Annotated in this window: 21 protein-coding genes; 19 read left to right on the top strand and 2 right to left on the bottom strand. The window is 61.6% G+C overall.

The features are described 5' to 3' along the window. Positions 1 to 42: 42 nt before the first annotated feature. Positions 43 to 546 (top strand): Lrp/AsnC family transcriptional regulator, encoded by a 504-nt coding sequence (locus tag AWB76_RS02815; RefSeq protein ID WP_061158621.1) that lies wholly within the window; start codon positions 43 to 45, stop codon positions 544 to 546. Here the strand turns inward: AWB76_RS02815 and AWB76_RS02810 are convergent. Both AWB76_RS02810 and AWB76_RS02805 read right to left on the bottom strand, forming a co-directional pair. Continuing rightward, positions 504 to 1,034, bottom strand: coding sequence for a class IV adenylate cyclase (locus AWB76_RS02810; protein WP_061158620.1), 531 nt, complete (start codon positions 1,032 to 1,034; stop codon positions 504 to 506). The two genes, AWB76_RS02815 and AWB76_RS02810, sit on opposite strands and share 43 nt — an antisense overlap. A gap of 105 nt (positions 1,035 to 1,139) precedes the next feature. Beyond that, a complete protein-coding gene (locus AWB76_RS02805; protein WP_061158619.1) occupies positions 1,140 to 2,042 on the bottom strand; it encodes a LysR family transcriptional regulator in 903 nt (300 codons plus the stop codon). A 404-nt stretch (positions 2,043 to 2,446) separates the two neighbouring features. Here AWB76_RS02805 and AWB76_RS02800 point away from each other — a divergent pair, with 404 nt between their 5' ends. From AWB76_RS02800 to atpB, 18 genes are all read left to right on the top strand, one after another. Next, a complete protein-coding gene (locus AWB76_RS02800) occupies positions 2,447 to 4,123 on the top strand; it encodes a GMC family oxidoreductase (protein ID WP_061158618.1) in 1,677 nt (558 codons plus the stop codon). A gap of 370 nt (positions 4,124 to 4,493) precedes the next feature. After that, complete coding sequence (locus AWB76_RS02795) at positions 4,494 to 5,273, top strand: ABC transporter ATP-binding protein (RefSeq protein ID WP_008352429.1); 780 nt, start codon at positions 4,494 to 4,496, stop codon at positions 5,271 to 5,273. Continuing rightward, the gene (locus tag AWB76_RS02790) at positions 5,270 to 6,031 is read left to right on the top strand and encodes an ABC transporter ATP-binding protein (protein ID WP_061158617.1); all 762 of its coding nucleotides are present in this window, start codon (positions 5,270 to 5,272) and stop codon (positions 6,029 to 6,031) included. Before AWB76_RS02795 ends, AWB76_RS02790 begins: the two co-directional genes overlap by 4 nt. A 75-nt stretch (positions 6,032 to 6,106) precedes the next feature. Beyond that, positions 6,107 to 7,327, top strand: coding sequence for an ABC transporter substrate-binding protein (locus tag AWB76_RS02785; protein WP_061158616.1), 1,221 nt, complete (start codon positions 6,107 to 6,109; stop codon positions 7,325 to 7,327). A 102-nt stretch (positions 7,328 to 7,429) separates the two neighbouring features. Next, the gene (locus tag AWB76_RS02780; protein ID WP_061158615.1) at positions 7,430 to 8,314 is read left to right on the top strand and encodes a branched-chain amino acid ABC transporter permease; all 885 of its coding nucleotides are present in this window, start codon (positions 7,430 to 7,432) and stop codon (positions 8,312 to 8,314) included. Then, entirely contained in the window at positions 8,314 to 9,285 is a 972-nt protein-coding gene (locus AWB76_RS02775; protein ID WP_061158982.1) for a branched-chain amino acid ABC transporter permease, read from the top strand. The genes AWB76_RS02780 and AWB76_RS02775 overlap by 1 nt, the downstream gene beginning before the upstream one ends. Positions 9,286 to 9,806: 521 nt before the next feature. Next, positions 9,807 to 10,973, top strand: a complete 1,167-nt coding sequence (locus AWB76_RS02770; protein ID WP_061158614.1) for an ABC transporter substrate-binding protein — start codon at positions 9,807 to 9,809, stop codon at positions 10,971 to 10,973. Positions 10,974 to 11,235: 262 nt separating this feature from the next. Then, on the top strand, positions 11,236 to 12,408 hold the full coding sequence (locus tag AWB76_RS02765) for an ABC transporter substrate-binding protein (RefSeq protein WP_061158613.1): 1,173 nt from the start codon (positions 11,236 to 11,238) through the stop codon (positions 12,406 to 12,408). 146 nt (positions 12,409 to 12,554) lie between these two features. Further along, entirely contained in the window at positions 12,555 to 13,610 is a 1,056-nt protein-coding gene (locus AWB76_RS02760) for a branched-chain amino acid ABC transporter permease (RefSeq protein WP_061158612.1), read from the top strand. Between the two features lie 4 nt (positions 13,611 to 13,614). After that, positions 13,615 to 15,387 (top strand): branched-chain amino acid ABC transporter ATP-binding protein/permease, encoded by a 1,773-nt coding sequence (locus tag AWB76_RS02755; protein ID WP_061158611.1) that lies wholly within the window; start codon positions 13,615 to 13,617, stop codon positions 15,385 to 15,387. Next, positions 15,387 to 16,154 (top strand): ABC transporter ATP-binding protein, encoded by a 768-nt coding sequence (locus AWB76_RS02750; RefSeq protein ID WP_061158610.1) that lies wholly within the window; start codon positions 15,387 to 15,389, stop codon positions 16,152 to 16,154. The genes AWB76_RS02755 and AWB76_RS02750 overlap by 1 nt, the downstream gene beginning before the upstream one ends. A gap of 155 nt (positions 16,155 to 16,309) precedes the next feature. Further along, positions 16,310 to 18,274 carry a tRNA uridine-5-carboxymethylaminomethyl(34) synthesis enzyme MnmG gene (gene mnmG, locus AWB76_RS02745; protein ID WP_061158609.1) on the top strand — a complete coding sequence of 655 codons (1,965 nt, stop codon included), beginning with the start codon at positions 16,310 to 16,312 and terminating at the stop codon, positions 18,272 to 18,274. Beyond that, the gene (rsmG, locus tag AWB76_RS02740; protein ID WP_061158608.1) at positions 18,271 to 18,936 is read left to right on the top strand and encodes a 16S rRNA (guanine(527)-N(7))-methyltransferase RsmG; all 666 of its coding nucleotides are present in this window, start codon (positions 18,271 to 18,273) and stop codon (positions 18,934 to 18,936) included. Before mnmG ends, rsmG begins: the two co-directional genes overlap by 4 nt. A 78-nt stretch (positions 18,937 to 19,014) precedes the next feature. After that, on the top strand, positions 19,015 to 19,794 hold the full coding sequence (locus AWB76_RS02735; protein WP_061158607.1) for a ParA family protein: 780 nt from the start codon (positions 19,015 to 19,017) through the stop codon (positions 19,792 to 19,794). Between the two features lie 45 nt (positions 19,795 to 19,839). Further along, complete coding sequence (locus AWB76_RS02730; protein ID WP_061158606.1) at positions 19,840 to 20,742, top strand: ParB/RepB/Spo0J family partition protein; 903 nt, start codon at positions 19,840 to 19,842, stop codon at positions 20,740 to 20,742. A gap of 13 nt (positions 20,743 to 20,755) precedes the next feature. Further along, positions 20,756 to 21,892: an SLC13 family permease gene (locus tag AWB76_RS02725; RefSeq protein WP_061158605.1), complete on the top strand. Its 1,137-nt coding sequence runs from the start codon at positions 20,756 to 20,758 to the stop codon at positions 21,890 to 21,892. A 224-nt stretch (positions 21,893 to 22,116) separates the two neighbouring features. Then, positions 22,117 to 22,650: an ATP synthase subunit I gene (locus AWB76_RS02720; RefSeq protein WP_061158604.1), complete on the top strand. Its 534-nt coding sequence runs from the start codon at positions 22,117 to 22,119 to the stop codon at positions 22,648 to 22,650. Between the two features lie 177 nt (positions 22,651 to 22,827). Next, positions 22,828 to 23,679 (top strand): F0F1 ATP synthase subunit A, encoded by an 852-nt coding sequence (gene atpB, locus AWB76_RS02715; protein ID WP_061158603.1) that lies wholly within the window; start codon positions 22,828 to 22,830, stop codon positions 23,677 to 23,679. Positions 23,680 to 23,717 lie beyond the last annotated feature (38 nt).

Genomic DNA, 23,717 nt, shown 5'->3' with positions numbered 1-23,717 from the left:
GCTAAAGTCGCATTCACCACGGCTTTTGCGCATATCCGCCTCATGCTCGAACTCGATCATTTCGACCTCGCCCTGCTCGACGTGCTTCAGCGCTTCGGGCGTGCCACGCATCAGCAACTGGGCGAGCAGGTGCCGCTCTCGCCATCGCAGATCGGGCGGCGTCTGCAGCGGCTTGAAGCGACGGGCGTGATCGAAGGATATCGGGTGGTCTTGCGGCCGGAAAAGCTCGGCCTCGGGGTGACGGCGTTCACGAGCCTGAAGCTGAAGCATCATGGCGATTCGATCATCGAGCAGTTTCAGCAGCAGATCGAAATGCTGCCCGAAGTGCTCGAATGCCACGCAACCGTGGGCGACGCCGACTATTTATTGCGCATTGTCGCCCCGGATCTGAACGCGCTGTCGGGTTTCGTGATGAAAAAGCTGATGCGCGTGCCGGGCGTCGACAGCGTGCGCTCGAACATCGTGTTGACGACGTTCAAGCGCAACGGCCCGCTGCCGCTGTCTCACCTCGCCGACGACGCCTCGGGACTGAGCAGATCCACGTAGGCGAGCGGCACGAGATCCGTCTGCGCCACGCCGAGGCGCGCGAACATGGCGTGCGCTTCCTCTTCGCCGCCGGCTTCGTCGTCGTCCTGTCCGAGCACCACTTCCAGCTCGATGAAATCGCCGAGGCCGTCCACGCGGTCGAGGTGAATCCGCGTGCGCCCGACGAGAAATACATGCCGTTCCTTCGAAACGATGCCGCGCGTCGTCAGCGCCTGCGCGAGCAGCGCGTGCATGGCTTCGGGATTCGTCACAGGACTGCGCGAGTAATACGAGACTTTCGGGCCGTCGCGGTCGTCGCGCTGATAGAAGATCAGCTCGGACGGCGTGCCGTCGTCGAACTGGCGCAGCTTGAGGCGGCCGGTGGGCACGTCGTAGAAGAAGTCTTGCTGGCGAAAAACCAGCGGCGCGTCGGGGGCGAGCGCGGCTGCGCGTTCCCTCAACTGCTCGAATTGATGCGCGCGCGCCTTGATTTCGATGTTGCGTGCCATGAAGACTCCTAGAACACGGTTGAATGTAAAAAAAGAGCACTCAGACTAGCAGACGATCGATGAAGGACGCTTGAATGTCCTTGCGCGCGAGGTCGGGATTTGCCCTCAGACGGCCCATTGCGCGTCGATCAGCCGCAGCGCTGCGGCGATCGCCGGTTCTTCGCGACGTTCCGCGAGCGCGACGAAGGACAACTGTGTCGGCACGGTGACGCCATCGACGATGGTCAGCGCGTGCGCATGGGCTTGCGCGAGCGCGATCGAATCGCGCGCGAGCGAGAGACCGACGCCTGATTTCACGAGATCGAGCATCGACGGTTCCTGATCCACTTCGGCGACGATCACCGGCATTGCGCCTGCTTCGCGAAAGATGCGCGACAGGAGCCGGTTGTGCGCGGATTCGGGCGGCGTCCAGATCCACGGCAGCTTGGCGAGCGCGGCCCAGTTGCGCTTGCCTTTATTGACCCGATGATGCCAGCCGGCCGGCGCGAGCACGCGATAGAGAAACGGCGTGAGCTTGACGACGTGAAACCGTTCGCCGTCGCGGGTGCCGTCGATGGCTGGATCGCCGATGTAATAGCCGACATCGAGATCACGCGCCCTGACGCGCTCGAGCACCCAGCCTGACATACCGTGCCGCAAAGAGGTCTCGATGCGCGGATGCGTTTCGACGAGTTGCCGCAGAAAGCCGCCGAGCCGGAGAAATTCGGGATCGAGAATCGTACCGATGCGCAGTGTCCCGCTGACTTCGTGCCGCAATGCAGCGGCGGCACGTTGAACGTCGGCGGCGGCGACGAGGGCGCGTTCGGCGTGAGGAAGGAGCGCTTCGCCGTCGCGGGTGAGGAGGAGCCCGTGTGAGGTCCGCGAGAAGAGGACGACGCCGAGCATTTCCTGGAGGTTTTTGATCTGGAGGCTGACGGCTGGTTGCGTGAGATGCAGCTGAGCGGCGGCACGCGTGAGATTGCCTTCGCGGGCGACGGTGAGAAAGGCGCGGAGGAGGGTGTAGTCCATCGCCTGATATTAAAGCTTCTTATATCCCAATTGAACATATCTGATTGGAAAGAGAAACCGAAGCAGAAGTACTCTAGGAAAAGTGGACCGAACGCCCGCGCGAAGCGCAGGGGCGGAGCAGTTTGGAGCTGAACCAGTCAGAAATGCGGCGCGATGTGACGGACCGTGCGCGATCCAGGCCGGATGGGGCCTATGAGGGCACTCTTTAGGCGAGAGCCACGGTGGACGAGAGAACTACCCAACGTGCGTGTGACCGCGGGCCTGAGAAGCTGCTTTCTTTGGTTACTTTCTTTGCAGCAGCAAAGAAAGTGACTGCCGCCCCGCATAGGGGCAGCGCGAATAGACCGACACGACGACAGGCCATACACAAAAGCACAAAGCAAGAAAGAAGGAGACAAACCCCGATGAAACAAACCGCCCGCAAGCTCGAAGGCGAATTCGACTACATCGTGGTGGGCGCGGGCACGGCTGGCTGCGTGCTTGCAAACCGCCTGACGGAGGACCCGAACGTGAACGTTCTGCTGCTGGAAGCGGGCGGCAAGGACGACTATCACTGGATTCACATCCCCGTCGGCTATCTGTACTGCATAGGCAATCCCCGCACGGACTGGCTTTACAAGACGCAACCGGAGCCCGGCCTGAACGGCCGAAAACTGTCCTACCCACGCGGAAGAGTGCTAGGCGGATGCTCGTCGATCAACGGCATGATCTACATGCGCGGCCAGCGCGAGGACTATGACGATTGGGCGCATATCAGCGGCGATCCGAACTGGTCATGGGATTCGGTGTTGCCGATATTCAAACGCAGCGAAGACCATCACGCGGGCGCGAACGAATGGCACGGCGCGGGCGGTGAATGGCGCGTCGAGAAGCAGCGCCTCAAGTGGAAGATACTCGAAACCTTCGCGCGGGCCGCGCAGCAAACCGGCATTCCCGCCACCGACGACTTCAATCGCGGCGACAACACGGGCGTCGGATATTTCGATGTGAACCAGCGCGGCGGCATCCGCTGGAACGCGGCGAAGGCTTTCTTGCGCGAAGCGATGAAGCGCCCGAATCTCACGACGATCACCGGCGCGCACACGCAACGTCTCGTGTTCGAAGGCACGCGTTGCGTCGGCGTGGAATATCGCGGCGGCGATGTGGATTACATCGCGCGCGCGCGTGACGAAGTGATACTCAGCGCGGGCGCGGTGAATTCACCGCAGATACTGGAACTCTCGGGCATCGGCAATGGCGCGCGTCTGCAGCGTTTAGGCATCGACGTCATAAAGAGCCTGCGCGGCGTCGGCGAAAATCTGCAGGACCACTTGCAATTGCGCATGGCGTACAAAGTGAACGGCGTGCGCACGCTCAACACCTTGTCCGCGCACTGGTGGGGCAAGCTGTTCATCGGCATGCAATACGCGCTGCTGCGAAGCGGCCCGATGTCGATGGCCCCATCGCAACTCGGCGCATTCGCAAAGTCCAATCCCGACGATGCATCGATCACGCGCGCCGATGTCGAATATCACGTTCAGCCGCTGTCGCTCGAACGCTTCGGCGAGCCGCTGCATGCGTTCAACGCGTTCACCGCATCCGTGTGCAACTTGCGGCCGACATCGCGCGGCAGCGTGCATATCGAATCGCCGGATGCGCATGCGGCGCCGCTCATCGCACCGAACTATCTCTCGACGGAACGCGATCGCGAAGTCGCCGCGAATTCGTTGCGGCTCACTCGGCGCATCGCCGGCGCGCCCGCGCTCGCGCAATACGCGCCCGAAGAGATTCTTCCGGGCATCCAGTTCCAGACGCAGGAAGAACTCGTCGAAGCGGCGGGCAGTATCGGCACGACGATCTTTCATCCGGTCGGCACGTGCCGCATGGGCACGGACAACGATCCGGGCGCGGTCGTCGACAGCCGCCTGCGCGTGATCGGCGTGCGCGGCCTGCGTGTCGTCGATGCATCGGTGATGCCGACGATCACATCGGGCAACACGAACTCGCCGACGCTCATGATCGCCGAGCGCGCGAGCGACATGATCCGCGAAGACCGGCGCGGCCTCGAAGCGCAGGAAGTGATCGCGACGGCGCTCGCATGACCGGCGGATGAATCGCGCGCCTCACATGTTGAGATGACATGCGGATGGCGCGCGCATGACGCTGCATCGATGAATGCTTATAGGCGGGCGGAATAAGCGCTCTCATGCCCTTATTGCGTGCATGCGACGGCACTCCAAGCAAATCGTTAGTAAGTGCAAATCCCAATGATTGCGCTGCATCATTGGCGCGACAATGGCCCCGGAATTAGTGATGCTCGGCATGCCACGTGCACGCTTTGTGCGGCCGCAACAGCGGCGCGCGAGGCAAGCAGTACCGGAATGGAGACAACGTTCGGGTGCGCGCGGAAAGAAAAAATAAGGCGCAGGCGAACGGAGTTTGCCAAGCGTCTCACTTCGCATGGAAGGGGACATGATTCTCGGCGACACCATTCTTGAAACGCGAGGACTCACGAAGGAATTCAAAGGCTTCACGGCCGTGAATGGCGTGAACCTGCGCGTTCGCCGCGGTTCGATCCATGCGCTGATCGGACCGAACGGCGCAGGCAAGACCACCTGCTTCAACCTGCTCACCAAATTTCTCGAGCCCACTGCGGGCCAAATCGTTTTCAATGGCACGGACATCACGCGCGAGCGGCCGGCGCATATCGCGCGGCGCGGCATCATCCGCTCGTTTCAGATTTCCGCCGTGTTTCCGCATTTGACCGTGCTGCAGAACGTGCGCATCGGCTTGCAGCGGCAACTGGGCACGTCGTTCCATTTCTGGCGCAGCGAACGTTCTCTCGATGCACTCAACGACCGGGCGATGGATCTGCTGACGCAAGTCGGCCTGACCGATTTCGCCGATACGAAAACCGTCGAACTTTCGTACGGGCGCAAGCGCGCGCTGGAGATCGCGACCACGTTGTCGATGGAGCCGGAGCTCATGCTCCTCGACGAACCGACGCAAGGCATGGGCCACGAGGACGTCGACCGCGTGACGGCGCTGATCAAAAAAGTATCGGCGGGCCGCACGATCCTGATGGTCGAACACAACATGAACGTGATCGCGGGCATTTCCGACACCATCACCGTGCTTCAGCGCGGCGAGGTGCTGGCCGAGGGCAGCTACGCGGAAGTGTCGAAGAATCCGCTCGTGATGGAAGCCTACATGGGCAGCGCCGATGCGGCGCTCACCGGAGCGCATGCATGAGTACGATTGTGGAGGAGCGCCGCTCGCGCGAGGCGAACGGCGCTGCGGGCAATGTGCCTGCGCTGGAAATTTCGGGCCTGCAGGCGTGGTACGGGGAATCGCACATCCTGCACGGCGTGGACCTCAAGGTGAACCGCGGCGAAGTGGTCACGCTGCTCGGCCGCAACGGCGCGGGCCGCACGACCACGCTGCGCGCCATCATGGGTTTGACCGGTCGAAGGACGGGGTCGATTCGCGTCGCGGGACACGAAACCATCGGCCTTGCTACACACAAGATCGCGCATTACGGGGTCGGCTATTGTCCGGAGGAGCGCGGCATTTTTTCGAGCTTGTCCTGCGAGGAAAATCTGCTTTTGCCGCCGATGATCGGCAGCGCAAAAGACGCGATGTCGCTCGACGAACTCTATTCGATGTTCCCGAACCTGAAAGAGCGCCGCGCGTCGCAAGGCACGCGTCTGTCGGGCGGCGAACAGCAGATGCTGGCCGTCGCGCGCATTCTGCGCACGGGCGCCAATCTGCTTCTGCTCGATGAAATCTCGGAAGGTCTCGCGCCGGTCATCGTGCAGACACTCGCGCGCATGATCCTCATGCTGAAGTCGCGCGGCTACACGATCGTCATGGTCGAACAGAATTTTCGTTTCGCGGCGCCGCTCGCGGACCGCTTTTACGTGATGGAGCACGGGAATATCGTCGAGCATTTCGGCGCGGGGGAACTCGAAGCGAAGATGCCGGTGCTGCACGAACTGCTCGGCGTCTGAGCCGCGCGCAACACGGCAGGTTGAGAAGGGCAACACCAGTAACACCGCATCAAATCAAAACTCATGGAGACTGGAATGAAAAAGAAGACCCTCGCGCGCCTCTCTACTCTGTGCTTTGCGGCTGCGGCGGCGAGTGTGGCGGTGATGAGCACGAGCGCCAACGCCGCCGACAGCAACACCGTGAAGATCGGCTTCGTCACCGACATGTCGGGCCTTTATGCGGATATCGATGGCCAGGGCGGTCTCGAAGCGATCCGCATGGCGATCGCGGACTTCGGCGGCAAAGTGAACGGCAAGCCGATCGAACTCGTCTATGCGGATCACCAGAACAAGGCGGATATCGCGGCGTCGCGCGCGCGCGAATGGATCGACCGTGACGGCGTGAACGTGATCATCGGCGGAACGAATTCGGCGACGGCGCTCTCGACCGCGCAGGTCGCGGCGGAGAAGAAGACGCCGTACATCAACATCGGCGCGGGCGCGGACAACCTGACCAACGAGCAATGCTCGCCGTACACGGTGCACTACGCGTACGACACGATGGCGCTCGCGAAAGGCACCGGTTCCGCGGTGACCAAGCAGGGCGGCAAGACGTGGTACTTCCTGACCGCCGATTACGCGTTCGGCAAGGCGCTCGAAAAGAATACCGCCGATGTCGTGAAGGCAAACGGCGGCCAGGTGCTCGGCGAAGTGCGTCATCCGCTGTCGGCGTCGGACTTCTCGTCGTTCCTGTTGCAGGCGCAGGGCTCGAAGGCGCAGGTGCTCGGCCTCGCGAACGCGGGCGGCGACACGATCAACTCGATCAAGGCCGCGAAGGAATTCGGCATCACCAAGTCGATGAAAATCGCCGCGCTGCTGATCTTCATCTCCGATATCCACTCGCTCGGCCTCGAAACGACGCAAGGACTGGTGGCGACGGATAGCTGGTACTGGAACAAGGACGACAAGACGCGCGCGTGGGCGAAGCGCTACTTCGGCAAGATGAAGAAGATGCCGGGCAGCCTGCAGGCCGCGGATTACTCGGCCGTCACGACCTACCTGAACGCGGTGAAGGCCGCGGGCACGTCCGACAGCGACAAGGTCATGGAGCAGCTCAAGAAGGCGAAGATCGACGACTTCTACGCGAAGGGCTATATCCGCGAAGACGGCTCGATGATCCACGACATGTACCTGATGGAAGTGAAGAAGCCGTCGGAATCGAAGGAGCCGTGGGACTACTACAAGATCACCGCGACGATTCCGGGCGATCAGGCGTTCGGCACGAAGGCGGAGTCGCGCTGCAAGCTCTGGAAGTAAGCGTTCGGTAGTGAGCGAGTGCTTCAGCGCGTTCGCGCGGCAGGCGGCTCGGGGCCGCCTTGCCGCCGCAACCGCGTCAACACGTTTCTGACGGCAGGTTCAATGGAAATTTTCGGCATTCCACTCGCCGCGATGATGAGCCAGCTGCTGCTCGGGCTGGTGAACGGCTCGTTCTACGCGATCCTGAGCCTCGGGCTCGCGGTGATCTTCGGCCTGCTCAACGTCATCAACTTCGCGCATGGCGCGCTCTTCATGCTGGGCGCGATGCTCGCGTGGATGGGCTATTCCTACCTCGGCATTCCGTACTGGGCGATGCTCGTGCTCGCGCCGCTCGTGGTGGGACTCTTCGGCGTGTTCGTCGAACGTTCGATGCTGCGCTGGCTCTACAAGCTCGATCATCTCTACGGGCTGTTGCTCACGTTCGGTCTCACGCTCGTGGTCGAAGGCGTGTTCCGCTCCATTTACGGCTCGTCGGGGCAGCCTTACGACGTGCCGTCGCTGCTGTCTGGCGCGACCAATCTCGGCTTCATGTTCCTGCCGAACTATCGCGCGTGGGTGGTCGTCGCGTCGCTCGTCGTGTGCTTCGCGACGTGGTTCGTCATCGAGAAGACGCGCATCGGCGCCTATCTGCGCGCGGGCACGGAGAACCCGAAGCTCGTCGAGGCGTTCGGCGTCAATGTGCCGATGATGATCACGCTCACCTACGGCTTCGGCGTCGCGCTTGCGGCGTTCGCGGGCGTGCTCGCCGCGCCGGTCATTCAGGTGTCGCCGCTGATGGGCCAGTCGATGATCATCACCGTGTTCGCGGTCGTCGTGATCGGCGGCATGGGTTCGATCATGGGCTCGATTCTCACGGGTCTGCTGCTCGGCGTGATCGAAGGCTTTACGCGCGTGTTCTATCCGGAAGCGTCCGCGACGGTCGTCTTCGTCATCATGGCGATCGTGTTGATGATTCGCCCGGCAGGACTCTTCGGCAAGGAAAAATGATGCAGAGAAAAGCGCTCTACGGCCTGTTGCTGATCGGCCTGATCGTGGCGCCGTTCGTCGGCGTGTATCCGTTGTTCATGATGAAGGTGCTGTGCTTCGCGCTCTTCGCGGCCGCGTTCAATCTGCTGATCGGCTACACGGGGCTGCTGTCGTTCGGGCACGCGATGTTCCTCGCCTCCGCCGGCTACGTCACCGGCTACGCGATCCAGACGCTCAACTTCACGCCGGAGCTCGGCGTGATCGCGGGCACGGCGGCGGCGACGCTGCTCGGTCTCGTCGCCGGGCTGATCGCGATTCGCCGCCAGGGCATCTACTTCGCGATGGTCACGCTCGCGCTCGCGCAGATGGTCTACTTCGTCTTCCTGCAGGCGCCGTTCACGCACGGCGAGGACGGTCTGCAAGGCGTGCCGCGCGGCAAGCTCTTCAATGCCGTCGATCTCGGCAACGACATCACGCTCTATTACGTCGTGCTCGTCGTGATGCTGCTCGCGTTCGCGCTGATCGTGCGCATCGTCCATTCGCCGTTCGGGCAGGTGCTGATCGCGATCAAGGAGAACGAGCCGCGCGCGATCTCGCTCGGCTACGACACGGCGCGCTACAAGCTGCTCGCGTTCGTGCTGTCGGCGGGTCTCGCGGGGTTCGCCGGTTCGATGAAGACGCTGGTGCTCGGCTTCGAGACGCTCGGCGACGCCTACTGGACGATGTCCGGTCTCGTCGTCCTGATGACGCTCGTCGGCGGCATGAGCACGATGTTCGGCCCGCTGCTCGGTGCGGCGATCATCGTCGCGCTGGAAGACCGGCTCGGCGATATCGGCAGCGGCATGGCGCGGCTCACCGGCGTGTCGTGGTTCAACTCGCTGGGCGAATCGGTGACGATCGTGACGGGCGTTATCTTCATCGCGTGCGTGCTGGCGTTCCGTCGCGGGATCGTCGGGGAGATCGTCGCGCGCGTTCGGCCGCTGCAAGGGTGACGCGATTTAGTTTGAATTGCGAATCAATCGGCATTTGCGAGATGCGCGCTGTATTGCAAGAAATACGCCCCGTTAAGGTGCTTTTGTGCACCACTAGGGTAAATGCTAGGTTGCCGGGCACTGTTGCGTTCTTTAACATGCGTCCTAGTTCTGTTGCACCCAGATTTTTTGAGGTGGAGAACGAGGAGACATGAGGCACAAAGTGCCCAACCGAAAAGCGCTGTTGGATGAGTCCAACAGCGCTTTTTTATTTGCCCGTCGATAATACGAATAAATCCCGCCGGGCATTTTAGGCGGGGTTTTCCCGAGGGTTTCCGGATCTGCGCGGCGGCATTGCAAAAGCGTCGAAAAAACAACGCTCAAGCGCACCACGAACCCTTCAAAACGCTTGCTGCGCGGCGCTTTCGTCCGCTAAACTGCATTTCCCGACCCGTTGGTCGGCGATTCGAAGCGGGCGCGAATCATGGGCATATTCGCAGGCAGTTCTTCACGCAGAAACACGATTTACGGGGCGCAAATCAATGAAGTGGGCTTTACGCGTTAAGACGGCCGCAATGGCTGTCGCGGCATTATCGGCGGTATTCAGCAATCAGGTTTGGGCGGACGTGAAAATCGGCGTGACGGTCTCGGCAACGGGCCCGGCGGCGTCGCTCGGCATTCCGGAAAAGAACACGGTCGCGTTGTTGCCCAAGGAAATCGCCGGGCAAAAGGTCGAATACATCGTTCTCGACGACGCCACCGACTCCACCCAGGCCGTGAAAAACGCCCGCAAGCTGACGAGCGAAGATCACGTCGATGCGCTCTTCGGTTCGACGGTCGTCCCCAACTCGCTCGCGATGACCGACATCGCCGCCGAAACGCACACGCCGATGATCTCGATGGCCGCCGCCGCGAGCATCGTCGAACCGATGGATGCGAAGAAGGCGTGGGTCTTCAAGACGCCGCAGAACGACATCCTGATGGCCACCGCGATCGCGCAGCACATGTCGAATCACGGCGTGAAGACGGTGGCGTTCATCGGCTTTTCCGATGCCTACGGCGAGAGCTGGTTCAAGGAATTCTCGAAGGCCGCCGATCTCGCGAAGCTGAAGATCGTCGCGAACGAGCGCTTCGCGCGCAACGACGCATCGGTGACGGGCCAGGTGCTCAAGATGATGTCGCAGAACGCGGACGCGGTGCTGATCGCGGGCGCGGGCACGCCGGCCGCGCTGCCGCAGAAGACGCTCAAGGAGCGCGGCTACAAGGGCAAGATCTATCAGACGCACGGCGTCGCCAATAACGACTTCCTGCGCGTGTGCGGCAAGGACTGCGAAGGCACGTTCCTGCCCGCGGGACCGTTGCTGGTGGCGGAGCAGCTGCCGGACAGCAATCCCGTAAAGCAGGCCGCGCTCACCTACAAGAAGGCCTATGAAGGCGCGTATGGCGCGGGTTCGGTGTCGACCTTCGGCGGTCACGCGTGGGACGCGGGCCTCATTCTGCAGCGCGCGATTCCGATCGCGCTGAAGAAGGGTCAGCCGGGCACGCCGGCGTTTCGCGAAGCGCTGCGCGCGGCCATCGAAGAGACGAAGAATCTGCCCGCGTCGCACGGCATCTTCAACATGAGCGCGAACGATCACTCCGGACTGGACCAGCGCGCGCGCGTGATGGTGGAGATCGCCGGCGGCAAGTGGAAGCTCTCGGGCAACTGACGGGATCGCATGTGAACTGATCCGGAGAACAAAAGGCGCGTCGTTTCGAACGCGCCTTTTTTCTGCGCTGTGCAGTGGGAAGCCGTTGCGAAGAAGAGGGCGCACAGCCTCGCTCGCGATGGTGCGAATGGTCAGGGAAAACCAGCCTTGGCACGCAGTAACGCGGTAAATAGATTGGGGCGGCTCTTTGATTGGCCTGGAAAGTCGCATCGATAACAACTCGCAGCAACGCACCGCCAGTGTGCGCGTTTGGAGACAAGCAATGAAAACGAAGAAAGCATGGATGAAGACGGGCATCGCGCTCGCCATCGCGGGCAGCCTGTTCGCGGGTGCGGGCGCGGCCTTCGCGCAGGTGAAGATCGGCGTGACGCTCTCGGCGACGGGGCCGGCCGCATCGCTCGGGATTCCCGAGAAAAACACCGTCGCGCTGCTGCCGAAGGAAATCGGCGGGAAGTCGGTCGAATGGATCGTGCTCGACGACGGTTCCGACACGAGCCGCGCCGTGCAGAACACGCGCAAGCTGATCGACGAAGATCACGTCGATGCGATCGTCGGCTCGACCGTCACGCCGAATTCGCTCGCGATGATCGATGCGGCCGCCGCAGGCAAGACGCCGATGATCTCGATGGCCGCATCGGCCGCGATCATCGCGCCGATGGATGCGAAGAAGGCGTGGGTCTTCAAGACGCCGCAGAACGACGCGCTCATGGCCGATGCGATCGCGAGTTACATGGAGAAGCACGGCGTGAAGACGGTGGGCTTCATCGGCTTCGCGGATGCCTACGGCGACGGCTGGTACAACGTGTTCAACACGGCGGCCGCCGCGCACAAGCTGAAGATCGTCACGAACGAGCGCTATAACCGCACGGACACGTCCGTCACGGGCCAGGTGCTGAAGACGATGGGCGCGAACCCCGACGCGGTGCTGATCGCGGGCGCGGGCACGCCGTCGGCGCTGCCGGCGAAGGCGCTGAAGGAGCGCGGCTACAAGGGCAAGGTCTATCAGACGCACGGCGTCGCCAATAACGACTTCCTGCGCGTGTGCGGCAAGGACTGCGAGGGCGAAATCCTGCCCGCCGGTCCGGTGCTCGTGACCGAGCAGCTGCCGGACAGCAATCCGGTGAAGAAGTCGTCGGCGGCGTACAAGGAAGCGTATGAGAAGGCCTACGGCGCGGGTTCGCTCTCGACGTTCGGCGGCCACGCGTGGGATGCCGGCCAGATGCTCCAGCGCGCGATTCCCGAAGCGCTGAAGAAGGGCCAGCCGGGCACGCCGGAATTCCGCGAAGCGCTGCGCGCCGCGCTGGAAAACCTGAAGGATCTGCCGGTGTCGCACGGCATCATGAACATGACGCCGACGGATCACAACGGCTTCGACAATCGCGCGCGCGTGATGGTGCAGATCGTCGATGGCAAGTGGAAGCTGCTTAACGACTGAGCTTGACGGGACGCGCTTGATCGCGCGTTCGTGTTTCCTATTTTCAAGATGAACGAGCGGCGCACCGGCAACGGCGCGCCGCTTTGACCATGTTCCGGCTGCTGTCGTATCGCGGCCTGTTTGATAGAAGCCCCGAAGAGGAAGTAATGGACTTATCGATTGCGGCGATCCTCGCGCAGGACGGGATCACCACGGGCGCGATCTACGCGTTGCTCGCGCTCGCATTGGTGCTCGTGTTCTCCGTGACACGCGTCATTTTCATTCCGCAGGGCGAGTTCGTCGCGTATGGCGCACTCACGCTGGCCGCGCTGCAGACGCAGAAGCTGCCCGCCACCTGCTATTTGCTCATCGCGATGGGCGTCGGCTGTTTCGTCGCCGAACTCGCCGGCATCGTTCGGCATCCTGCGCGATATCATCAGAAAGGGCGTTTGCTCGCCGTTCTGGCGGGCAAGTATCTGCTGTTTCCCGTCGCGGTGTGGGGCATCACGCAGGCCGTTTTCGCGCAGCCTCTGCCGATGATCGCGCAGATCGCGCTCACGCTTCTGATCGTCGTGCCGATGGGACCGTTCGTCTATCGGCTGGCGTATGAACCGATCGCGGAAGCGAGCACGTTGTTGCTGCTGATCGTGGCGGTCGCCGTGCACTTCGCGATGGTCGGCCTCGGCCTCGTGATGTTCGGCGCGGAAGGCTCGCGCACGACGGCCTTCTCCGATGCCAACTTCAATATCGGCAGCGTCTCGATCTCCGGGCAAAGCTTGTGGGTCGTGGGCACGGCGGTCGTGCTGATCGCCGCGCTGTACTTCTACTTCGATCGCTCGATCTCCGGCAAGGCGTTGCGCGCGACGTCGGTGAATCGCCTTGGCGCGCGGCTGGTGGGCATCGGCACGACGCAGGCAGGGCGGCTCGCGTTCACGCTCGCGGCGGGCCTCGGCGCGCTCTGCGGCGTGCTCGTGGCGCCCATCACGACGATTTACTACGACTCGGGCTTCCTGATCGGTCTGAAGGGCTTCGTGGGCGCTATCGTCGGCGGTCTGGTGAGCTATCCGCTCGCGGCGGCGGGGTCGCTGCTCGTGGGACTGCTCGAATCGTATTCGTCGTTCTGGGCGAGCGCGTACAAGGAGGTGATCGTCTTCACGTTGATTATTCCGGTCCTGCTGTGGCGAAGCCTGGCGAGCCCGCATTCCGATGAAGACGAGGAGTAAGCCGATGAAATTCCGTTCTTTCTGGATCTTTCTGCTGATCGTCTTCGCGTTGCCGATCCTGCCCGGACCGGTCGCCGTGCCCGAGTACTGGATCACGCTGCTGAACTACATCGGCCTCTATTCGATCGTCGCGATCGGGTTGGTGCTGCTGACGGGCATCGGCGGGATGACGAGCTTCGGACAGGCCGCGTTCGTCGGCGTAGGCGCCTATGCGACGGCCTTCCTGACGACGCGCTATGGCGTCTCGCCGTGGCTCGCGCTGATCGCGGGCGTCGTGCTGACGGCGTTTATCGCGTTGCTGCTGGGCCTCATCACGATGCGTCTGTCCGGGCACTTCCTGCCGCTCGGGACGATCGCGTGGGGACTGTCGCTGTTCTATCTGTTCGGCAACATGGAGCTGCTCGGCAAGTACGACGGCATCAACGGCATTCCGGTTCTCAGCGTGTTCGGCTGGGAGCTGGAATCGGGGCGCAGCATCTACTACCTGATCTGGGTTGTCGTGCTGCTCGCGGTGATCTCCGTTCAGAATCTGCTTAATAGCCGGCCTGGCCGTGCCATTCGTGCGCTGCGCGGCGGCGGCACGATGGCCGAGGCGATGGGCGTCAACACGGCGTGGATGCGCGTGGTGATCTTCATCTACGCCGCGGTTCTGGCGGCCATTTCGGGCTTCCTGTACGCCCATTTGCAGCGGGCGGTGAACCCGACGCCGTTCGGGCTGAATCACGGCATCGAATTCCTGTTCATGGCGGTGGTGGGCGGCGTCTCACATGTCTGGGGTGCGATTCTCGGGGCGACGATCCTCACCGTTCTGCAGGATTACCTGCAGACGCTGCTGCCGAAGCTGATCGGCGCTAACGGCAATTTCGAGGTGATCGTTTTCGGTGTCGTGATGGTGCTGCTCCTGCAATATGCGCGACAGGGCGTGTGGCCTTTCGTGGCGCGTCTCTTTCCGCGCGGGCCGCGTGCGCATGTGCCGGATCATGGCGATGCTTTGCCGCAACGCAGCAAACCAGCAGCCGGCGAACGTCTGCTCGTCGTAGAAAAGGCGCGCAAGCAGTTTGGCGGGCTGGTCGCGGTCAACGACGTGAGCTTCGAGGTGAAGGCGGGCGAGATCATCGGGTTGATCGGACCGAACGGTGCGGGGAAGTCCACGACCTTCAATCTGGTCACGGGCGTTCTTCAGGCGACCAGCGGCGCGATCAGTTTCCACGGCGAACGCATCGAGAAGCTGACTTCCCGGGAAATCGTCAAACGCGGCATAGGACGGACGTTTCAGCACGTCAAGATGCTGCCCGGGATGACGGTTCTGGAAAACGTCGCGATCGGCGCACATCTGCGGGGCAACACCGGCGTTTGGCGCAGCGTCGTGCGTCTGAATGCAGCCGAAGAGACGCGATTGATGGCCGAGGCGGCGAAGCAGATCAAGCGCGTCGGTCTCGACAAACATATTTACAGTGAGGCCGGCAGTCTCGCGCTCGGTCAGCAGCGGATCATGGAGATCGCGCGGGCGCTGTGCTGCGATCCGACACTCTTGCTGCTCGACGAACCGGCAGCCGGTTTGCGGTATCAAGAAAAATTACAACTCGCCGATTTGCTGCGAAAACTTCGCGCCGAGGGGATGAGCATTCTTCTGGTCGAGCACGACATGGATTTCGTGATGAATCTGACGGATCGGCTGGTGGTGATGGAGTTCGGCACCAAGATCGCCGAAGGATTGCCGAAAGATGTTCAAAAGGATCCGGCGGTGCTCGAAGCCTATTTGGGCGGGGTGGAATGATGGCAAACGTATCGAACGCAGTAGGAAACCCGATTCTGCAAGTGGATGGCCTGTCCGTCCGCTATGGCAAAGTCGAAGCGTTGCACGACGGCAAGCTCACCGTCGGGGCAGGGCAGATCGTATCGGTCATCGGGCCGAACGGAGCGGGGAAATCGACGCTGCTCAATGCAATCATGGGCGCGTTGCCGCAAACGGGACACGCGAAGGGCGTGGTGCGTTATCTCGGCGAGGATATTTCGGCCTTGGCGATTGAGCGTCGTGTTTCACGTGGAATGTGCCTCGTGCCGGAAAAGCGCGAGTTGTTCGCGACGATGGCCGTCGAAGACAATCTCGTGCTCGGCGCGTATCGACGGAAGAAGGCGGGCGAGCGGAATTATCTCGATCAGATGGATCATGTTTTTGCGCTTTTCCCGCGTCTGAAAGAGCGAAGGAAGCAGGCGGCGGGCACGCTTTCGGGCGGAGAGCGGCAGATGTTGGCCGTCGGCCGTGCATTGATGGGAAAGCCGCAGTTGCTAATGCTCGACGAGCCGAGCCTCGGGCTGGCACCGCTGATCGTGAAGGAGATTTTTCACATCATCAGCGCGCTGCGACAAACGGGCGTCGCGACCCTTTTGATCGAGCAGAATGCTCGGGCGGCCCTGCAGATTTCCGATTACGGCTACGTTCTCGAAACCGGCGAGTTTGCGCTGGAGGGAAGTGCCGATGCGCTTCAGCACGACCCGCAAGTCATCGAAACTTATCTTGGTCTGACGAAAAAGGTCGCATAGCGCGACGCTTGCGGTGTCATCTGGTGGCGTGTTTCACGTGAAACACGCCATTTTTTTCGCCTTCAGCCGCCCGGTCGAATTCGAGGGCGGGAGAAACCGTTATAATTCAAAGCTATTCCCTCTCTAGGTTCGTGTCGTTCGTACACGATATCTCAATGCTTTATCCCACAGAATTTGATGTGATCGTCGTCGGCGGCGGTCACGCGGGCACCGAGGCGGCGCTTGCCTCGGCTCGAATGGGCTGCAAAACGTTGCTTTTGACCCATAACATCGAGACGCTAGGCCAGATGAGCTGCAACCCGTCGATTGGCGGAATCGGCAAAGGGCATCTCGTCAAGGAAGTCGACGCTCTCGGCGGCGCTATGGCGGCCGCGACGGACGAATCGGGAATTCAGTTTCGGATTCTCAATTCGTCGAAAGGACCGGCGGTTCGGGCGACCCGGGCGCAGGCTGACCGCCTCCTGTACAAGCAGGCGATCCGCCATCGACTCGAAAATCAGCCGAATTTGTGGCTGTTTCAGCAGGCCGTCGACGATTTGATGGTCGAAGGGGACCGCGTCGTCGGTGCCGTGACCCAAGTCGGGCTTCGATTCCGTTCGCGCGCAGTCGTGCTGACGGCGGGCACGTTCCTGGACGGCAAGATTCACGTCGGCCTGAATAACTACGTCGGTGGTCGCGCGGGCGATCCGGCTGCGATCTCGCTTTCCGCGCGTCTCAAGGAGCTGAAGCTGCCGCAAGGCCGCCTCAAAACCGGCACGCCGCCGCGCATCGATGGCCGTACGATCGATTTTTCGAAGCTCGAAGAGCAGCCGGGCGATCTCGATCCGATTCCGGTTTTCTCGTTCCTCGGGCGGGTAGAGCAGCATCCGCGTCAAATGCCGTGCTGGGTGACGCATACGAATGCTCAGACGCACGACATCATCCGTTCAGGTCTCGATCGCTCGCCGATGTATACGGGCGTTATCGAAGGCGTCGGGCCGCGTTATTGCCCGTCGATCGAAGACAAGATTCATCGTTTCGCTTCCAAAGACGCTCACCAGATTTTTCTGGAGCCGGAAGGTCTCACCACGAACGAGTTCTATCCGAATGGCATCTCGACGAGCCTTCCGTTCGATGTCCAGCTCGATCTCGTCCGCTCGATGCGCGGTCTGGAACATGCGCATATCCTTCGCCCAGGCTATGCGATCGAGTACGACTACTTCGATCCGCGCGGGCTGAAGGCGTCGCTCGAAACGAAGGCGATCAACGGTTTGTTCTTCGCAGGGCAGATCAACGGCACAACCGGTTACGAAGAGGCCGCCGCGCAAGGGTTGCTGGCGGGTATCAACGCTGGTTTGCACGTGCGAGGGAAGGAAGCGTGGTCCCCGCGCCGCGATCAGGCGTATCTGGGCGTTCTCGTCGACGATCTCGTCACGCGTGGCGTGTCGGAGCCGTATCGGATGTTCACGAGCCGGGCAGAATATCGTCTGTCGCTCCGCGAAGATAATGCGGATATGCGTCTGACGGAGATTGGCCGTGAGCTGGGCGTCGTCGACGATATCCGCTGGGATGCATTCAGCCGCAAGCGCGATGCTGTTTCACGTGAAACACAGCGTCTTCGTTCGACTTGGGTGAATCCGAAGACGCTGCCCGCGGAAGAAGCGACGACTTTGCTCGGTAAACCAATCGACCACGAATACAGTTTGGCGGATCTGCTGCGCCGTCCGGGTGTTTCGTACGATGGAATTTGTGCGCTCCGCGATGGCGCGTGCGGTCCGGAGACGCCGCTTGCCGAAGATCCGGTTCTGCTCGCCCAAATCAAGGAACAGATCGAGATCGGCGTGAAGTACCAAGGCTATATCGACCGTCAGGCGGACGAAATCGTACGCAACGGCGCGCAGGAAAACACGCGCTTGCCTGACGCGCTCGACTACAACGAAGTGCGCGGGCTGTCCTTCGAAGCTCGCCAGAAGCTGATTCAGCACCGCCCTGAGACGATCGGTCAGGCGTCGCGTATCTCCGGCATCACACCGGCTGCCATTTCTCTGCTGATGGTTCATCTGAAGCGCGGCGCGGGCCGTCGCGGCCGCAATTCGACGGGCGACGATTCAACCTCCGGTAACACGACGGCGGTTCAATGACGGAGCGAAGCTTATCTCTCACAACGACGCTCGAGAAGGGCGTCGCCGAACTCGGTCTCACGCTGTCTTCGTCGCAAAGTCAAAAGCTGCTCGATTACGTTGCGCTGCTCGGCAAATGGAATTCCGTCTACAACCTGACGGCGATCCGCGATCCACATCAGATGATGATCCAGCACATTTTGGATTCGCTCGCGATCGTCCCGGCGGTGTCGGCGCGTCAACCCGCGGCTGCGCTGGACGTCGGTTCCGGCGGCGGTTTACCGGGAATCGTATTGGCGATCGCGCTGCCGGAATTGCATGTCACGTTGAACGATATCGTCCACAAGAAAACCGCGTTTCAGTCGCAGGTGAAGGTTCAGTTAGGTCTGAACAATCTTGCGGTAGTGACGGGGCGCGTCGAAAGTTTACGTCCGGGAATCGAAGTACCAGAAAAATTCGATGTAATCGTGTCGCGCGCGTTCGCAGAGCTCTCCGATTTCGTTACACTTTCGCGTCATCTGGTTGCGGACAACGGACGGATTCTCGCGATGAAGGGTGTGAGGCCCGACGCCGAAGCCGCGCGCGTCCCGCCGGGCGCCACCGTGCTGGGCATTGAGCGTCTGAACGTGCCGATGCTCGACGCGGAGCGGCATCTCGTCGAGATTACCGTCGAGCCGATATGACGGTCCGTTGAGGGTTTTCATCCGCCATTCCAGGCACGCTGATCTTCTGACAGCGAAGAGAAACGAGGACACAAAACGATGGCAAAAATCTTCTGCGTCGCAAATCAGAAGGGCGGCGTTGGAAAGACCACAACTGCGGTCAATCTCGCGGCGAGTCTCGCGGGGCTCGGCCAGCGTGTGCTGCTGATCGACCTTGACCCGCAGGGCAACGCGACGATGGGCAGCGGTATCGACAAGGCAGCGTGCGAAAACACCGTCTACGAGGTTCTCGTCGATGGCGTGACGCTGCGTGACGCGCGCACGCGTCCGGAAGCCGTCGACTATGACGTGCTGCCGGCGAACCGCGAACTCGCGGGCGCCGAAGTCGAGCTCGTGCATATGGAGAACCGCGAACGCATTCTTCGCGCTGCAATCGACGAAGTAGTCGATGACTATGACTTCGTGCTGATCGATTGCCCCCCGGCGCTTTCGCTGCTGACGCTCAATGCGTTGTGCGCGGCGCACGGCGTGGTGATCCCCATGCAATGCGAATATTTCGCGCTGGAAGGGCTGTCCGACCTCGTGAACACGATCAAGCAGGTTCACGCGAACCTGAACCGTGAGTTGAAGGTGATCGGCCTGCTGCGCGTCATGTTCGATCCCCGGATTACGCTGCAGCAGCAAGTGTCGGATCAACTGAAGGAACACTTCGGCAGCAAATTGTTCGATGTCGTGATCCCGCGAAACGTGCGCCTTGCCGAAGCGCCGAGTTACGGGCTGCCGGGCGTCGTGTTCGACAAGTCGTCGCGCGGGGCGCAGGCCTATATCCAGTTCGGCGCGGAAATGATCGAGCGTGTACGTTCGCTCGACATGCACTAAACAAACCCATTCGATGCGGCAGGGAACGCCGACGGAGGAACCGAAATGAGCGCTGTAATGAAAAAGAAGGGTTTGGGCCGAGGCCTGGATGCATTGCTCGGCGGCAGCGTCGACATTACGGAAGCCGTGCGCGGCGAGGGAACGCCATCGGTGTTGCCGCTCGACAAGATGCAGGCGGGCAAGTACCAGCCGCGAACGCGCATGGACGAAGGCGCGCTTCAGGAGCTCGCAGCGAGCATCCGCGCGCAAGGGCTGATGCAGCCGATTCTCGTGCGCTCCATCGGCGACGATCGCTACGAAATCATCGCGGGCGAGCGACGATTCCGCGCGGCGCGCATCGCCGGTCTCGATGAAGTGCCGGTGCTCGTAAAAAACGTGCCAGATCAGGCCGCCGCCGCGATGGCACTGATCGAAAACATCCAGCGCGAGGATTTGAACCCGCTGGAAGAGGCGCAGGGCATTCAGCGTCTGCTCGATGAATTCAGCTTCACGCACGAACAGGCGGCCGAGTCGGTCGGGCGTTCGCGCAGCGCCGTATCGAACCTGCTGCGCCTTTTAAACCTGGCGACACCCGTTCAGACGATGCTCCTCGCCGGCGATCTCGACATGGGCCACGCGCGCGCGCTGCTCGCCGTCGATGCCGCGACGCAGATCCAGCTCGCCAATCACGTCGTGAATCGACGCTTGTCGGTGCGTGAAACCGAGCGTCTCGTTGCGGCGACGACCAAGGAAGCCCCCGCGACAAAAGCACGCGCCGCAAACGACGGCGGACGTGATACTCGCCGGCTGGAAGAAGAGTTGTCGGACCTGCTCGCGGCGAACGTCAAGATCAAGCTGGGCGGACGAGGGCGCGGCAAGCTCACCATCGATTTCGGCAATCTCGACTCACTCGAGGGCATTCTGACGAAGCTGCGCGGCAGCGTCGAAACGCCGACCCCGGCAGCCTGATTTCGCGCGCATCTTGTCCGAGTTCCACGCCAAGCGCGCACGTTTCGACGTTCTGGCGCGTATCTGGAGAGCCGTCTCGAAAGAGCCGGTTCTCGCGATCCTCGTCTTCGCGCTCATCGTGCTGCAGATCGCGCATCCGCGGCCGTTGTCGTCGCTGCCCGGCCTCGTCGACTGGCAGACCGTGCTCACGCTCGCCGGCCTTTTGATCCTGACGAAAGCGATCGAATTGTCAGGATTCCTGATGTGGTCGGCGCATCGGCTCGTGCATCACATTCATGGCGAGCGCACGCTGGCGTTGCTGCTCGTGGCGCTCGCCGCGGGGCTGTCGACCGTGCTGACCAACGACGTCGCGCTCTTTGCCGTCGTGCCGCTCGCGTTGTCGTTGCACAAGCTCGCGCCCTTGCCGATCAAGCGGCTCGTCATCGTGATCGCGCTTTCGGTCAACGCAGGCTCGATTCTCACGCCGCTCGGCAACCCGCAGAACCTTTTCCTGTGGCAGACGAGCGGCGTCGGCTTCCCGGCCTTCGTCTGGACGATGCTGCCGCTGTGCGCCGCATTGATGGCGCTGCTCGGCATCGTCACCTTCGCGATGTTTCGCGCCACGCCGCTCGATTTGTCCGGCGATGTCGAAGAGCATCGCGTCGACCTTCTTCTGTGCGGCGTGAGCGTGCTTGCATTCGCGGCGTTCGTCGCGCTCGCCGACGCGCATCATGCCGGCCCCGCGCTTGCCGCCCTCGCGCTCGTTTTCCTGGTGTGGCGCCGCGAAGTCGTTCTCAAGATCGACTGGCTGTTGCTGCTCATCTTCGTGATGATGTTCATCGTGCTGCGCAGCGCGGCCGCGTTGCCGTCGATTCACGCGGGCATCGCGCATATCGGTATCAATACGCCCGTGCGCGCCTATGCAGCGGGCGCCGTGCTATCCCAAGCGATCAGCAACGTGCCCGCCGCGATCGTGCTCGCGGAGTTCTCCAGGGACTGGCGCGCCCTCGCGTTCGGCGTGAGCGTCGGCGGTTTCGGCATCGCGATCGGCTCGCTCGCGAATCTCATCGCCGTCAGACTTTCAGGCGAAAAAGGCATGTGGATGCCGTTTCACATGGTGTCCATACCGTTCTGGATCGTGGCAACGGTCATCGGCTGGGCGCTCATCTGACCGCCGGCGAATGCTTCGCTACGGACTGAGAATCTCCTTGCAATTGCAAGGAAAGTCTCGCTTTCGAGACCAATTTTTAAGGTTCGTCTGCTTGGTTTTTGACGCACCTAAACTATTGAATCCGTGACAACAATCGCTTACAATCGCCCGGATTTATCAGCTAGGCCACCTCGAAAGCGCAGCGAAAGCGCAAGGTGATTTCCCGGGACTTTTAGGTTGAAGGTTTGAAGGCGGTGCGAGAGCAAAATCGAGCGCCGGACGCTCACTCAGCCGGCGATGAAAACGCCTCCGGAAATCAGCCGCGCCCTTCGTCGAGCGAATCGTGGGATGCCGAAGCGCAAGATAACAATATCGTTCCGCTCACGCGGGATCAGGCACAGAAGCTGTTTGGGCCCGAGGTGAGTCGTCCATCGCGTGTCACTCCGTTTAAGGTGGTGGCAGCGCAAATGGTTTTGTCCCTGGGTGCGACGCTGTTGTGGTGGCTGTTCTACAAGCCGCCGGGCGATGCTGCGCTGTCCGCATTTCTGGGGGGAGCAATCTGCTGGGTGCCGAGCGCCTTGTTCGCCGCGCGCCTGAGCGCAAAGAGCGGCGCGGAGACGATCATGAGCTGGATGATCGGCGAGGCGCTCAAGATGGGAGCGACGATCGCCATGTTCGTGGCGGTCGCGTACTGGTACAAGAGCGCGTTGTGGTTGCCGCTGCTCGTCACGTACATCGTCGCTCTCAAGACTTACTGGGTGGCAATGGCGCTGCGGTGACGATTCTTGACGTCCCAGGTAAGTGCCTGCAGCACAGGTTGCAAGTAGCATCACGGATGAACAAGTGCGGACCGTGTACCGCACTCGGGCCCCTTGCCCCGGAGCCGCGACGCGAAGCGGCGGCTCGGAAGCGATGGGCGGCGAAAGATTTTTGACAATTTGGGTGGCTTTAACGATATGGCAGCTAGCGAAGGAACGCACGCTCTGGATCCGTCCGAGTACATTGCGCACCACTTGCAGAATCTTTCCACGCACGCACAGACGTCGATTTTCGACATTCACGTCTGGAATCTCGACACGTTGTTCTGGTCGATCGTGTGCGGTCTCGCAACCATCTTCATTCTTCATCTTGCCGCGCGCAAGGCGACGTCCGGTGTTCCCGGCCGTTTCCAGTGCGCGATCGAGATGCTGGTCGAAATGGTCGAAGATCAGTCGAAGTCGATGATCCACGGCAGCCGCCGCTTCATTGCTCCGCTCGCACTGACCGTGTTCGTCTGGGTCGCCCTGATGAACTCGCTCGACTTCATCCCCGTGGATCTGCCGTCGCGCGTCATCGGCTGGCTGGGTCTGTCGGAAGTGCTTCCCCATCATCGCATCGTTCCGACGGCTGACCTCAACGGCACCATCGGCATCGCGCTCGGCGTGTTCGTGCTGATGATCTACTACAACTTCAAGATCAAGGGCGCCGGCGGCTTCGTGCATGAACTGCTGTCGGCTCCGTTCGGCGCGCATCCGCTGCTGTGGATTCCGAACCTCGCGCTGAACATCATCGAGTTCGTCGCCAAGACGGTTTCGCTCGGCATGCGGCTTTTCGGCAACATGTACGCAGGCGAACTGCTGTTCCTCCTGATCGCCCTTCTGGGCAGCATGTGGACGTTCGGTGCGGACGCTTCCGTGCTCGGCTTCATCGGTCATGTGGTCGCAGGCACGGTTTGGGCGATCTTCCACATTCTGATCGTGCTGTTGCAGGCGTTCATTTTCATGATGCTGACGCTGGTGTACATCGGCCAGGCGCATGACTCACACTGACGCGTTGCGGCACGTTCCGGAATCGTTCAGGTTTTAGG

Origin of the sequence: Caballeronia temeraria, from assembly GCF_001544795.2 — a bacterium.
In the GTDB taxonomy this organism is placed as follows: Bacteria; Pseudomonadota; Gammaproteobacteria; order Burkholderiales; family Burkholderiaceae; genus Caballeronia; species Caballeronia temeraria.
This window is presented reverse-complemented; position numbering and strand designations above follow the sequence as displayed.

What these genes read in the sequence shown, in the direction of transcription:
- AWB76_RS02750 (WP_061158610.1), top strand. Translation starts at nt 15,387, where the DNA reads ATGGCAAACGTATCGAACGCAGTAGGAAACCCGATTCTGCAAGTGGAT.
- AWB76_RS02735 (WP_061158607.1), top strand. Translation starts at nt 19,015, where the DNA reads ATGGCAAAAATCTTCTGCGTCGCAAATCAGAAGGGCGGCGTTGGAAAG.
- mnmG (WP_061158609.1), top strand. Translation starts at nt 16,310, where the DNA reads ATGCTTTATCCCACAGAATTTGATGTGATCGTCGTCGGCGGCGGTCAC.
- rsmG (WP_061158608.1), top strand. Translation starts at nt 18,271, where the DNA reads ATGACGGAGCGAAGCTTATCTCTCACAACGACGCTCGAGAAGGGCGTC.
- AWB76_RS02800 (WP_061158618.1), top strand. Translation starts at nt 2,447, where the DNA reads ATGAAACAAACCGCCCGCAAGCTCGAAGGCGAATTCGACTACATCGTG.
- AWB76_RS02805 (WP_061158619.1), bottom strand. Translation starts at nt 2,042, where the DNA reads ATGGACTACACCCTCCTCCGCGCCTTTCTCACCGTCGCCCGCGAAGGC.
- AWB76_RS02810 (WP_061158620.1), bottom strand. Translation starts at nt 1,034, where the DNA reads ATGGCACGCAACATCGAAATCAAGGCGCGCGCGCATCAATTCGAGCAG.
- AWB76_RS02815 (WP_061158621.1), top strand. Translation starts at nt 43, where the DNA reads ATGCTCGAACTCGATCATTTCGACCTCGCCCTGCTCGACGTGCTTCAG.
- AWB76_RS02785 (WP_061158616.1), top strand. Translation starts at nt 6,107, where the DNA reads ATGAAAAAGAAGACCCTCGCGCGCCTCTCTACTCTGTGCTTTGCGGCT.
- AWB76_RS02790 (WP_061158617.1), top strand. Translation starts at nt 5,270, where the DNA reads ATGAGTACGATTGTGGAGGAGCGCCGCTCGCGCGAGGCGAACGGCGCT.
- AWB76_RS02760 (WP_061158612.1), top strand. Translation starts at nt 12,555, where the DNA reads ATGGACTTATCGATTGCGGCGATCCTCGCGCAGGACGGGATCACCACG.
- AWB76_RS02795 (WP_008352429.1), top strand. Translation starts at nt 4,494, where the DNA reads ATGATTCTCGGCGACACCATTCTTGAAACGCGAGGACTCACGAAGGAA.
- atpB (WP_061158603.1), top strand. Translation starts at nt 22,828, where the DNA reads ATGGCAGCTAGCGAAGGAACGCACGCTCTGGATCCGTCCGAGTACATT.
- AWB76_RS02780 (WP_061158615.1), top strand. Translation starts at nt 7,430, where the DNA reads ATGGAAATTTTCGGCATTCCACTCGCCGCGATGATGAGCCAGCTGCTG.
- AWB76_RS02770 (WP_061158614.1), top strand. Translation starts at nt 9,807, where the DNA reads ATGAAGTGGGCTTTACGCGTTAAGACGGCCGCAATGGCTGTCGCGGCA.
- AWB76_RS02775 (WP_061158982.1), top strand. Translation starts at nt 8,314, where the DNA reads ATGCAGAGAAAAGCGCTCTACGGCCTGTTGCTGATCGGCCTGATCGTG.
- AWB76_RS02730 (WP_061158606.1), top strand. Translation starts at nt 19,840, where the DNA reads ATGAGCGCTGTAATGAAAAAGAAGGGTTTGGGCCGAGGCCTGGATGCA.
- AWB76_RS02755 (WP_061158611.1), top strand. Translation starts at nt 13,615, where the DNA reads ATGAAATTCCGTTCTTTCTGGATCTTTCTGCTGATCGTCTTCGCGTTG.
- AWB76_RS02765 (WP_061158613.1), top strand. Translation starts at nt 11,236, where the DNA reads ATGAAAACGAAGAAAGCATGGATGAAGACGGGCATCGCGCTCGCCATC.